Origin of the sequence: Pseudovibrio axinellae, from assembly GCF_900110875.1 — a bacterium.
Classification (GTDB): Bacteria; Pseudomonadota; Alphaproteobacteria; order Rhizobiales; family Stappiaceae; genus Pseudovibrio; species Pseudovibrio axinellae.
In genome coordinates, this window is sequence record NZ_FOFM01000012.1 from 42,212 (window position 1) to 54,376 (window position 12,165).

14 protein-coding genes are annotated in these 12,165 nt (G+C 51.9%); 4 read left to right on the forward strand and 10 right to left on the reverse strand.

What is annotated here, in order from left to right; all coding sequences use genetic code 11:
- Positions 1-86: 86 nt before the first annotated feature.
- From BMZ51_RS19420 to BMZ51_RS19430, 3 genes are read left to right on the forward strand one after another with little or no spacing between them, the layout of a single operon-like run.
- Positions 87-593 carry a TRAP transporter small permease gene (locus BMZ51_RS19420; RefSeq protein WP_068009170.1) on the forward strand — a complete coding sequence of 169 codons (507 nt, stop codon included), beginning with the start codon at positions 87-89 and terminating at the stop codon, positions 591-593.
- A 9-nt stretch (positions 594-602) separates the two neighbouring features.
- Positions 603-1,874, forward strand: coding sequence for a TRAP transporter large permease (locus BMZ51_RS19425; RefSeq protein WP_068009172.1), 1,272 nt, complete (start codon positions 603-605; stop codon positions 1,872-1,874).
- Positions 1,875-1,889: 15 nt separating this feature from the next.
- Entirely contained in the window at positions 1,890-2,744 is an 855-nt protein-coding gene (locus tag BMZ51_RS19430; protein WP_068009174.1) for an isocitrate lyase/PEP mutase family protein, read from the forward strand.
- A 184-nt stretch (positions 2,745-2,928) separates the two neighbouring features.
- On the opposite strand, the gene map is transcribed toward BMZ51_RS19430, so the two are convergent.
- The 9 genes from map to BMZ51_RS19475 all read right to left on the reverse strand — a co-directional run bounded on the left by map (position 2,929) and on the right by BMZ51_RS19475 (position 10,772).
- On the reverse strand, positions 2,929-3,708 hold the full coding sequence (gene map / locus BMZ51_RS19435; RefSeq protein WP_068009177.1) for a type I methionyl aminopeptidase: 780 nt from the start codon (positions 3,706-3,708) through the stop codon (positions 2,929-2,931).
- Complete coding sequence (locus BMZ51_RS19440) at positions 3,705-3,911, reverse strand: ParD-like family protein (protein WP_068009180.1); 207 nt, start codon at positions 3,909-3,911, stop codon at positions 3,705-3,707. Before BMZ51_RS19440 ends, map begins: the two co-directional genes overlap by 4 nt.
- Before the next feature lie 90 nt (positions 3,912-4,001).
- Entirely contained in the window at positions 4,002-5,261 is a 1,260-nt protein-coding gene (locus BMZ51_RS19445) for an FAD-dependent oxidoreductase (RefSeq protein WP_068009182.1), read from the reverse strand.
- Positions 5,262-5,415: 154 nt separating this feature from the next.
- Positions 5,416-6,732 carry a TRAP transporter large permease gene (locus BMZ51_RS19450; protein ID WP_068009184.1) on the reverse strand — a complete coding sequence of 439 codons (1,317 nt, stop codon included), beginning with the start codon at positions 6,730-6,732 and terminating at the stop codon, positions 5,416-5,418.
- A 4-nt stretch (positions 6,733-6,736) separates the two neighbouring features.
- Positions 6,737-7,249, reverse strand: coding sequence for a TRAP transporter small permease (locus BMZ51_RS19455; RefSeq protein WP_208979583.1), 513 nt, complete (start codon positions 7,247-7,249; stop codon positions 6,737-6,739).
- A complete protein-coding gene (locus BMZ51_RS19460) occupies positions 7,246-8,295 on the reverse strand; it encodes a TRAP transporter substrate-binding protein (protein ID WP_068009188.1) in 1,050 nt (349 codons plus the stop codon). The genes BMZ51_RS19455 and BMZ51_RS19460 overlap by 4 nt, the downstream gene beginning before the upstream one ends.
- An 88-nt stretch (positions 8,296-8,383) precedes the next feature.
- Positions 8,384-8,926, reverse strand: a complete 543-nt coding sequence (locus tag BMZ51_RS19465; RefSeq protein ID WP_057461348.1) for a VOC family protein — start codon at positions 8,924-8,926, stop codon at positions 8,384-8,386.
- 20 nt (positions 8,927-8,946) lie between these two features.
- Positions 8,947-9,156: a DUF2783 domain-containing protein gene (locus tag BMZ51_RS19470; protein WP_068009191.1), complete on the reverse strand. Its 210-nt coding sequence runs from the start codon at positions 9,154-9,156 to the stop codon at positions 8,947-8,949.
- A complete protein-coding gene (locus tag BMZ51_RS19475) occupies positions 9,153-10,772 on the reverse strand; it encodes an FAD-dependent oxidoreductase (protein WP_068009193.1) in 1,620 nt (539 codons plus the stop codon). The genes BMZ51_RS19470 and BMZ51_RS19475 overlap by 4 nt, the downstream gene beginning before the upstream one ends.
- Positions 10,773-10,794: 22 nt before the next feature.
- Between BMZ51_RS19475 and BMZ51_RS19480 the strand changes: the two genes are divergently transcribed.
- Positions 10,795-10,989 carry a hypothetical protein gene (locus BMZ51_RS19480; RefSeq protein ID WP_068009195.1) on the forward strand — a complete coding sequence of 65 codons (195 nt, stop codon included), beginning with the start codon at positions 10,795-10,797 and terminating at the stop codon, positions 10,987-10,989.
- A gap of 214 nt (positions 10,990-11,203) precedes the next feature.
- On the opposite strand, the gene BMZ51_RS19485 is transcribed toward BMZ51_RS19480, so the two are convergent.
- Complete coding sequence (locus tag BMZ51_RS19485) at positions 11,204-12,154, reverse strand: MBL fold metallo-hydrolase (protein WP_068009314.1); 951 nt, start codon at positions 12,152-12,154, stop codon at positions 11,204-11,206.
- Between the last annotated feature and the right edge of the window lie 11 nt (positions 12,155-12,165).

Sequence of the window (12,165 nt, forward strand, 5' to 3'; positions counted from 1 at the left end):
TAATGCCCTTTCACGACAGGATGGTTGCCCTTTTAAATCTATGAGACGCGCAACTACCCCTCAGGAAACATATTTGGTACGCTGTTGTGATTAAGCTCATCGATAGTATCTCAGAATTCACCGGTAAGGTTGCCGCGTGGGTGTTCTTTGCAATTGGCTTCTTCATTACGTATGAGGTCATTTCTCGTTACGTGTTCAACAGCCCCACTGTCTGGGTCGACGAAGTTTCTCGTATTGGGCAAATTTGGGCAGCGTACCTTGCTGGGGCTTTCGCGCTTAAGCACCGTGAGATGATTGTTATCGACATTGCTTTCCGCAGACCGGATACCACGATCCGCAAAGTTGTCGAAACCTTTGCAATTTGTGTGGTGATCTTGTTTTGCCTGACTGCTGTTTGGTACGGCTATGGCCTTTGGCTTAAATCCACGCTTCGTGGTCACACGACAGATACATACTTGGCTCTTCCAAAGTGGTTTACACAGGCCTCTGTCTGGTTTGGATTTGGTTTGTTAGGGCTGCAGGCAATTGCCGAGGCGGTAAAGATCTGGACCGTTGGAATCCCAGCAGATGAAACGCTGCGACATGAAGTTTAGGGGCATCTGATGACCGCATTCTTTGTTCTCGCGGCCCTGTTGCTGCTTCTTGTTTTGCGTGTTCCGGTGGCTTTCGCGCTTGGTTCGCTAGGCGTGTTTTTGCTCTGGTATTTCCCTTTGCCTCTCAACGCCGTCCCGCAACGCTTATACGGAACTATGGACAGCTTTGAATTGCTTGCTGTGCCCATGTTCTTGCTCATGTCTAACGTACTTTTGAAAGGCGGCGTGGGGAAAGATCTCTTTGCAGCGGTGCAAAGCTGGGTTGGCCACTGGCCAGGTGGTCTGGGCGTTGCCACGATCTTGTCCTGCGGTTTGTTTTCGGCAGTGTCTGGCTCGTCTGTTGCCACAGCTGCCACCATCGCAACCGTTGCTATCCCTGAGATGACCTCTCGCGGGTATGACCGCCCGTTTGTATTGGGTATGCTGGCCGCAGGTGGAACGCTCGGCATTCTCATTCCACCATCTATCCCGCTTATCCTATATGGCATCGTTACCGAAAGCTCGATCCCTAAATTGTTTCTGGCCGGTATCGGGCCGGGGCTTTTCCTTGCCAGTGTCTTCATCACCTACGGCATGTTGTATGCTCGCTTCAGCGGCAAGTATCAGCCCATTGAAAAGGCAAGTTGGAGTGAACGCAAACGCGCTACTTTGATGGCGTTGCCGACAATGTTGCTGGCCGGTTCTCTCATCGGTTCAATTTACTTGGGTATTGCAACTCCTTCGGAAAGTGCAGGAGTTGGCTTTGTCTTAGCGCTGGTAATCACATTCGCTTTGGGCCGGATGAACTGGGAAAAGATGAAAGAGGCCACCTACAAGTCCATGAAGACCACCACAATGGTGTTCCTCATTATTGCCGGTGCCAAGGTCTTCTCCTATGCCATCACGCTGTATCGCCTGCCTCAGGATATCTCAACGCTACTGACTACCAACATCTCCGACCCGACTATATTCATTTTGGCCGTTGGTTTGGTGCTGCTCATTGTTGGGTTCTTCCTTGAGTCCCTCAGCATGCTACTGATCATGGTGCCGGTGCTGTTTCCAGCGCTTAGTGGTATGGCGATTGACCCTATATGGTTTGGTATCTTTTTTGTCGTCTTGATCGAGACTGCGCTGATCACGCCTCCAGTGGGAATGAATTTGTTTATTATTCAAGCCGTTGGGAGGGCGAAACTATCAGAAGTGGCGAAAGGTGCATGGCCTTTTGCTCTTATGATGCTGGCGACAGCAGTTCTTCTTTACTATTGGCAAGGGCTTGCCCTGTATATCCCATACAACACATAGATTGAGAGCAAGACCATGTCCAAAGCCAAAGTCCTCAAAGCTCTTCTTGAGAGCGGCAAACTTAATGTTACGCCCTGTTGCTGGGATGCCCTATCTGCAAGCCTTATAGAGCAAGCAGGTTTCCCGTTGGCATTCATGAGCGGCTTTGGCGTTTCAGCGGCCCGTTTGGGGCAACCAGACGCCGGCCTCATTTCCTACGCTGAGATGGTGGATCAGGCCAGATCGATCGCTAATGCGACCAGCATTCCGGTGATTGGGGATGGCGATACGGGCTACGGCAATGCACTTAACGTTAAACGCACCGTAAACGGCTATGCCAATGCGGGGATGGCCTGTGTGATGATTGAGGATCAGCTTGCACCAAAACGATGTGGTCACACCAAAGGCAAACACGTAGTGGCTCGAGATGAAGCCTTCATGCGTATTCGCGCTGCCGTTGATGCAAAGAATGAAGGTGCAGACATTCTCATTTTGGCGCGTACAGATGCACGGGCCGAACATGGTCTGGAGGAAGCTATTGAACGGGCAAAAACATTCCGTGAGATAGGTGCCGACATGACCTTCGTTGAAGCGCCGCGCACAGTGGAAGAAATGAGGCGTGTCAGTGAAGAGGTAGAAGGCCCCAAGATGGCAAATATGCTGGAAGGCGGGCTTACACCGTTCCTCCAACCTGCTGAACTACAAGAGCTCGGCTACGCCATCTCCACCTATCCCTTAACCGGGTTGATGGCGATGATTAAGGCGCAACAAGATGCCTTGGACCAGATGAAAAATGGTATTTTCTCTGATCCCGTAATGAGCTTTGAAGACCTCCAGAAAGCCGTCGGTTTTGACAGGTATTATGAAGCTGAAGAGCATTACAGGCATTGAGTGTGTTGCAGCGATAGTGTGTCAGTAAAACCGTATCGGGTAGCAAGCGGCCTAAGGCCAGCATTGCATGGTTGGTTACAAAGCGCGAACCTCCCACCGACTGGGAGGTCCATCATGTGCGACCTGTGATGAAGGTGTAGAGGTTTGAGAGGAACCAGAGCGCGGAAGCTGCGTTTGCTTCTTCTTATCCGGGTATCTTCTCTCCATCCCTGAGTGTAAGCACTTCAAATCCGGTTTTAGTTACCAAGATCGTGTGTTCCCATTGGGCGGAAAGCTTCCTATCCAGTGTTTCGACAGTCCAGCCGTCTTCTTTGGTCACCGTTAGTTCTGTGCCCGCATTGACCATCGGTTCTATGGTGAAGGTCATGCCCTCTTTCAGCAGCGTGCCAGTGCCGCGTTTGCCGAAGTGCATGACGGAGGGCCCTTCGTGCATATCGCGCCCAATTCCGTGGCCGCAATACTCTTTCACGATGGAATAACCCGCAGTTTCTGCCAGTTTTTGAATGGCTGCGCCAACATCGCCTAATCGTGCTCCGGGCCGAACCTCTTTGATACCAGCCCACATGGCGCGGTAGGTTGTCTTCACGAGCTTTTGTGATGCACGAGAAGCCGCTGGTAAGACAAATGTGGTGCTGGAGTCGGTGATGAAACCGTCTTTTTCTAAAGTGATATCGACATTAATGATATCTGTCGCTTTCAGGAGCCGATCTTTGCTGGGAATACCATGGCAGACGACCTCATTGACGGAGGTGTTCAGCGCAAACTGGAAGCCATACTGTCCCTTACTCGCGGGGCGAGATTTCAAGTCGTTGACAATATAGTCTTCTACCCGATCGTTGATTTCCAACGTGGAGACACCCGGTTTAACGACCCCTTTTAGCATGTCAAAAACACGAGCAAGAAGCTTGCCAGACTGACGCATAAGCGCAATCTCTTCGGCAGTTTTCACGATGATTGCGCTCATGTTTCGATCACCTCAGGAGGAGTTATATTACTGGATCTGAGTTGCTGTTGGATCAATTCTGCATAGGTGAGTGTGGGGTTTAGCTCTGCAAGCATCCCCATCTTGATCCAAAACTCAGCCTGAGCGTTGATGGAGCGAGACATAACTGCACTCGCCTTTCTGATGTCCTCATGAAGGTCATCGGAGATTTTGACTATACCCATGGAAAGGCCCTTTATACGATTGATATACATATCGTATACGAATCGCATAATTGCAAGCGAAGAGAAGCATAGTTATTTGCAGCGACTGCGCTAACGGTTGTTCTCAGGCAGGTCGTAGTCAAAGGGGTGTTGGCGATAATCTTGCTGATAAAGGCGTTTATGGTCATTCAGCGAGCCTAAAAACCCCCTCCAGTCAAGGTGTGGCTGCCCGGTCAGCTCACTCATCTTCTTGATGCATTCAAAAACACCGTTGTGGTATTCTTCCAGTTCGCTGGTTCGTTTTTCAAGGACACAGCCCCCATCAGCCAACTCTTGTTTCATCTGACGCAGCGTCGGCAAACTTACCTCTCCATTGAGCACCATTGCGCAGTACAGGCTTTGTAAATGTACGTTGGCAAAATGGACTGTAAAGCGCGGCAACCCAAGGAAGATCAGTGTTGGGTCTTCCGGGTAGAACATATTCATGTAGAGCGGACCGATTGTCGCGCCGCTTACTATTATGTTCTTTAAAGCACTTTTCAGGAAGGGAAACTCGTAGATGTACCCGGTACATAAGATGATCGCATCAACATCAGATAGGCTTTCACCATCTTGCAGATAGATGCTGTTGGCCTCAATGCGCTCGGGGCGGGCATGCTGCGTAATGTTATGGCCATCCCCATAACGGCCCTCACGCACATAACACTTATGTCCATTGGGCGGAAATGTTCCGCAGATGTAAACTTGTTCTGCCAAAGCGCTCAGGTCGAGTGAAATGTCTTCGGAAGAGACACAAGCTCCAATCAGTGCTACGCGCTTCCCGCGATAAAGCTCTGGTGTCCGATAGGATTGTGAGTGTGTTATCGAACCTTCAAAGCGTTCAAGGCCATCAATGAAAGGAATGTTGGGGTAGCTATCCTTTCCCGTTGCTACAAGAACATGCGTGAAGAGTTCGCGTGTTTTGCCACTCGTGATGCTCCAGTTGTTTTGTGTCTTTTCAAGCCCCGTGACAGGCGTCTGGAACTTGATGAGTGGTGTGATGCCGGCTGCCTTTGCAGAGGCCTCAATGTACCTGAGGATATCTACTCTATCTGGAAAGAGCTTGAGTTCCTCCGGCAATTTATAATCACACAGCTGCATGGCCCGCTGAGGCAGATTTGCCCGCAGTTTTGGGTACATTGCTGACGCGACGTTGCGCCGTTGTGGGTCGCGTATGTCGACAGGGATAGAAGGCAACGCTTCATAGGCCCACTGGCCGCCTAGACAGTCTCTTGCTTCAAATACGGTTGGTTTTAGGCCTCGCCGCTTCAATTCGATTGCTGCGGTCAATCCTGTCGGGCCTGCTCCTATGATCGCAATATTCGGACCCATGTGACCCTCAGCCTTGTTGCGGACCAAAGTACTATGGAGTTTGCAGGTTAATTGCCGGTTGGAACGAAAGTTAGGATGCAAGCGGACTTTATGAAACCACTACAAAAAGGGGAGAGCAGATGCCCTCCCCTTGCGATAAATTTGGTGTAGTAGGTTACATGGCCCCGATGAGCCAGAGTGAGAACCAGGGAAACGCGATCAGCAGTGCGAGACGAACAAGGTCTGAGACCCAGAATGGGAATACACCCTTGAAGATTGTTGAGAGTTTCACGTCTTGCAACACGTTGCGCAGCACGAATACGTTGAGCCCGACAGGGGGCGAAATCAAACTAATCTCTGTCACGACAACCACAATCACCGCAAACCAGATCAGAACAGCTTCAGGATCGTTTAAAGCGTCCACGCCGAAATCCAATTCCAAAATAAGCGGATAAAACACTGGAACAGTGAGCAGGATCATGGAAAGGCTTTCCAAAACACAGCCAAGAACGATGTAAATGAGTACGATGCCAAGGAGCACCATGTAGGCGTTAACGTCAAGGTTGAGCACCCACTCCGCCAGTGTATCTGGCAGTCCTGCAAAGTTGACGAAGTTGGAGAACACTTCAGCTCCAATAATGATCATGAAGATCATCGCCGTGGTGCGTGCGCTTTCCAGCATTGCCTGATAGAGGCTTTCCAGCTTCATGCCACCCATTGCAAGCGCAATCAGGAAGGCAGTTGCAGCACCAATGCCGGCAGCTTCGGTCGGGGTGAAGAACCCGCCGTAGATACCAACCATAATCACCGCGAAAAGCCCCAGTACAGCAAATACACCGAGTTTTTCCTTGCGCGTAAAAGGCTCAACGCCTTCAGCTTTGGGCGCAAGAGAGGGGTTGATGAGGGTCGCAACGTAGATTGCACCAATATAGAGCAAGAGCCCCAAAATTCCAGGAAGAACACCTGCAATGAACAGTTTGCCAATGTCGGATTCTGTTAACAGGCCGTAAATGATCATCACCACAGAGGGCGGAATGAGAATGCCGAGTGTTCCGCCTGCTGCAATAGAGCCAGATGCCAGACTGTCGGCATAACCGTATTTGCGCATGGAGGGCATCGCAACTTTGGACATGGTGGCCGCTGTTGCTAAAGAAGACCCGCAAACGGCTGAGAACCCGCCGCAGGCAACAACTGAGGCCATGGCAAGGCCGCCGCGTGCTCCCCCTAGCAATCGGTTTGCGGCTGCATAAAGCCCTTGGCTTACACCAGAAATGGTAAGCAGGTTGCCCATGAGGATGAACAGGGGAACAATAGAGAGCGAGTACGACAGGCTTGTTTCAAACCCGACCGTGCTGACAACGGGCCATGTGGCCGACCAGCCGCGGATCCAGGCAAACCCAACGGAGCCGACAAGGATCATGGCAAAGGCAATTGGAACGCGCAGGAAGATTAAGGTGAGCAGAGCTGCAAAGCCGACAAGGGACTCAAACATGACTTTAAAAACCTCTGCGGAATGCTTTTTTGAACAGCACGAGCGTATAAGCTCCGCTCAAAAGAGCTGACACAGCCGCAATCCAGGACAGCGGGGCCAGCGGAATATCCAGGGCGTTTGTCACAGAACCATCTTCCATCAAGCGAACTGCATGGGCAGCAAGACGCCAGGACAAGACGAAGAGAACAACGGTAGAAACGAACCCGGCAATGGCGGTCATCAATGACTGCATGACAGGGGGCACCATGCCATAAATCATGTCGACTTCAACGTGTTCCCGGCGTGAGGTGGTCAGAGGCAGTGCGGCAAAAACCAATGCACCAAGCATCAACTGGGTCACCTCGAACGCACCACGAACCGGCGTGTTGAACCAGTACCGGCCAACCACATCAACGACTGTAAGGCCAGTCATACCCGCGAGGAGCAACGCACAACATATTCCAAGGCCGAGCTCGATGAGCTTGGCGAGGGAGCGCACCCGCGATGCGCCCCCAGAAGAGTTGTTAGACCCGATCACTTTTCTACGCCGGTAGATTTACGGAACTTTGTGAGAGCAGCAGTGCCGTCAAAGCCATCTTCTGCAACAGCCTTTGCCCATTCGGCCTCATAGGCAGCTGCTTTTTCCTTGATGGCCGCAACCATTTCAGGAGAGGCATCATAGATTTCGATGCCAGCTTTGTTGATGCGCTCGATTGCTTTCTCATCCGCATCGTTCCATGCCTTGCCAACACGCTCAGCAAAAGTATCGCCGGAGATCGCCATGATGGCAGCCTGATCTTCAGCAGAGATGCCTTTCCACTTGTCTTCGTTCATCACGAGGAACCATGTGGTGTTGTAGATACCGCCTGGAACGCGCATGGAGTATTTGACGTGGTCCAGCAGTTTGAACGCGGTCAACGCTTCATAGGTGAAGGTCACGCCGTCGATGATGCCGCGAGACAGGGTCTCGTACACTTCGCCGGATGGCATGAACAGCGGAGACGCGCCAAGATCGCTGGCCAAATCAGCAATGTAACCGCCCGGAACACGGATCTTAAGGCCTTCGATGTCAGCTGGTGTGTTCAGCTTGCGAACGTTGTTATGGAACACGCCCGGGCCATGAACGAAGAGACCAAGAACCTTGGTGCCTTTGTGCTCAGCCTGCGCATCCAGATCGTTTGCGTAAACATCCCAAAATGCTTTGGAACCGGAAACTGCGTCATCTCCAAGGAAGGAGAACTGGCCGATACGCGAGCGCTGGAAACGGTTGTCCTTTGTGAAGGAGTGCAGGCCATACGTGATGTCGACAACACCATCCGCCGCCATGTCAAAGTGCGCAGGTGGAGCGCCAGCAGACTTCGCAAGAACGCGCACAGAGACGCGACCGTCGGTCACCTTACTAATTTCTTTGGCCCAAGGCTTGATCGCATTGACCACAATAGGGTGGCGCGGTGGCAACCAGCTGGAAAGAACCAGCTTGGTTTCTGCGTAGGCAGCAGTTGCAAATGCAGTTGGTGCCAGCATCGCAGCAGTTGCCATGCCAAGCAGCGTGCGGCGAGCAACTTTCGTCTTCGAGAATTCCATGGCTCCCTCCCTTAAGATACCAATAAAATCATTTTGTTGGGTAAAGAACGGGAACCTCCCAGCCCCCATTCTTCAGGCACTTCTAAAACTAAGCTTTGCCGAGCTCTTTTGCATGCAGCCAGTCAGCGTGTTTCGGCGCTTTCTTGGTGCGGCTCCACTCTTCCAGCATGTCCCACTTCACAGCGTCGAGACGCTTGAGCTTCTCTTCTTCTGCAGGATCCGGACACGCCAGTTCAACGCGGTGTCCGTTTGGATCGAAGAAGTAAATGGAATGGAAAATGGAATGATCTGTCACGCCCAGCACATCAATGCCGTTGCCTTCAAGGTGCTCTTTAAACTCGATCAGAGTTTCACGGTCCTTCACTTTGAAGGCAATGTGCTGCACCCAGATTGGTGTGTTTTCATCGCGACCCATTTCCGGCTTGGTTGGCAGTTCGAAAAACGCCAGCACGTTGCCGTTGCCTGCATCAAGGAACAGGTGCATATACGGATCAGGCTCGTGCGTTGAAGGAACCTTGTCCTCCGCAATGGCCAGCACGAAGTCCATGTTGAGGTTTTTGGTGTACCACTCCACGGTTTCTTTTGCGTCTTTACAACGGTAAGCGACGTGGTGAATTTGCTCAATTTTCATGTGTCTACAACCCAAAGCGATTAAGCTTTGGACCCTCCCTGAGTTTTTGCAGCCAGTTCAATTGCTTCGCGAAGAACCGCCCTGTCGCCAATGTGGTTGGCGAGGATAAGGACAAGCTTGGCGTTGAGTGCCTCACTCTCCTTTTCCGAGCGGCCTTGATGCAGAGCCAGAAGTTCTTCGTAAAAGTCATCGGCCTTGGCGATGTTCGCCTTTGTATTCAGATGGCTCATTGTGCGGCCTCCTGCTCAAGAATGCCGATTGTGCGGTTCATGGCCTTTATCACCTGATCACCGTCATAGCTTTCCCAACGCGCGGCGACGTGCTGGTCGGGACGCATCAGATAAACAGCGGAATCTTTCTCTCCAAGATAACGGGCTTTCATCTCGTCATTGGCTTCCACGCGCAGAGCAGAAATCGTTATGCCATTCACTTCTACAGTGTCTGGCACATCTGCATTCACGGCCAGCAGCTGGAACGAGTTGCCGAGCTGGTCAAGCAAGTACCCATTTGCAGTTGGAGCATCACTCGCCGGAGACCCCGGACGAGAACGTGCTGGCATACCCGCGGTGTCTGGGCTGTTAAGCGAGGAACCGTCATATGTTGCAGGAACAGATAGGCGACCGGAGTTGACCAGAGGACGGGCAAACTCGACTTGCTCGGAAAGGTCCAGCACGGCATCGCGAAATACACGGCTGATAGCCGACTTAGGCGTGATGAAGTCAGTGGCTCGGGAGGAGTTCATAATGTTCTCTTCCGCAGCATAAATGCGCTCTTCATCATAGCTGTCCAGCAAGTTCACCGGGGCTTTGCCGTCCATGACAAGCTTCAGTTTCCAGATCAAATTGTCTGTGTCTTGCAGGCCGGAGTTTGCACCACGCGCACCGAAGGGTGATACCTGATGGGCGCTATCGCCAGCAAAGATCACACGTCCTTTACGGAACTGTTCCATACGGCGGCACTGGAAAGTGTAGATGGAAACCCACTCAAGCTCGAATTTCACGTCCTCGCCAAGCATGGCTTTGAGGCGTGGAATGACGTTCTCAGGCTTCTTCTCTGCTTCCTTATCTATATCCCAGCCAAGCTGAAGATCGATGCGCCATACATTGTCTGGCTGTTTGTGCAAAAGAGCGGACTGCCCGCGGTTGAATGGTGGATCAAACCAGAACCAACGCTCCGTTGGGAAGTCAGCATCCATGATCACATCTGCAATCAGGAAGTTGTCTTCAAACACGCGGCCTACAAAGTCCAGACCCATCATGGAACGAATTGGAGAAGCAGCACCGTCACAAGCGATCGCCCAGTCAGCCTCAACAATGTAGTTGCCTTCGGGTGTTTCCAGCTCAACAGTTGCAACGTCACTGCTCTGATCTACGCTGACAACCTTATTGTTGCCGCGGATCTCGATTGGCTTGCCCTGTGCCTGAAGCTCTTTGACCCGGTCAACCAGATACTCCTCAAAGTAATACTGTTGCAGGTTGATGAAGGCGGGGCGCTTGTGACCATCTTCCGGCAATAGATCGAACTGATAGACCTGACGCTCGTCGAAGAACACCTTGCCCACATGCCACTGAACGCCTTTGTCGACAAACTGGTCACCGCAGCCAATGCGGTCGAGAATTTCCAGAGGGCGCTTGGCATAACAAACCGCGCGCGAACCCCAGCTCACCTTGTCGTTGTCATCGACGACGACAACCTCAATATCCTGCATGGCCAGTTCAATTGCTGCGGCAAGGCCAATCGGGCCTGCTCCCGCCACAACAACCTTATGGCGCACTGCCTTTTCCGCATCCTGATCCGGCGAGCGGACATATGGATAAAGCGGAACTTCGAAAATCTTTTTCGTCATACGCTGCCTCCCAGCAAGTGTGATGCATCAGCCAGCATCCGGCAAAACATCAATCAACTTTGGTGAGCCAGCTGGAACAATCGTTCCATCCGGCGCTCTAACGCATATGGGGCGGCTTTCGCCTGCGGTATTGAAGGTGGAAGGAAGTCTGCAATATCTGGTGTTTAAAAAAACATCACAAACGCTGCGTTTAGAGAGACAAGGGTCTAAGCAATAGCTCTGTGCGAGTATCTTGTAATTTTTGGGAACCTCAATCCTCAGAGGCAAAACCCAAATTCTGTAATTGCCTGACGTCTTTCTTTAGAACTTCCACCTCTATTAAGGTTGAACTTAAAGAGCACTATCCCTTTCAGGATAAGGATGATGAGGTCGGCTACTGCAAAACTAGCGCGGAGCAAGCAAATCGCGACCTCACTTCCTACTCATTCACATTAGCCCTGCAACGATGCCCACATTTCTTGGTCACGCTCTGCAGTCCAGATACGGGGTGTGTCGATGCCGCGGGCCTCATCAAAAGCGCGGGCGACATTGAACGGTAGGCAATGCTCATAAATTGCGTAGTCAGCGAATTTCGGATCGCATTCTGCGCGCACGGCATCCCATGCTTCTTTCAGCGTGCCGCCTCGTACTGCGACGCGGGCGGCTGGTTTATAGGTGCTTTCAACAAAGTCACGGGTGCTTTCAATGGCTTTGTTGACCATTTCCTGACCCACAAGCGCATCACCACGGCCCGGTGCAATTGCATCTGGAGCGAAGGCCTTGATGGCATCCAGTGTGGTGCCCCAGTCATTGAAGTGACCATCACCGCAGTAACAAGCGGAGTTGTACTCAACCGTGTCACCGGTGAACATCACGCCTTCATCAGGAACCCACGCAACAATGTCGCCTGCAGTGTGGGCACGGCCCAGATGCATCAGCTCAACCTTGCGCTTGCCCATGTTAATGGTCATGCGGTCTTTAAAGGTCATGGTTGGCCAGGTCAGGCCCGGAATAGAGTCAGCGGCATCAAACAGACGCGGGAAGCGGCCATACTCAGAGTCCCAGTCTTCCTGACCGCGCTCATAGATCATGCCCTCACACTTTTCAGAGGCAATGATTTCAGAGGCACCATAGCCCGATGCCCCCAGCACGCGTACAGCATGGTAGTGAGACAGGGTTACGTACTTGATAGGCTTGTCAGTCACTTCGCGAATTTTATCAACCACGAGCTGGGCCATGACAGGCGTTGCCTGCGCATCAACCACCATGACGCTGTCATCACCAATTATAACGCCGGTGTTCGGATCGCCCTCAGCGGTGAACGCGTAAAGATCGCGTCCAACTTCAGTGAAAGAGATCTTTTTGGCTTCCATGTCGCCACTTGATGCAAATGCTTTAGCCATCGTCATTATCC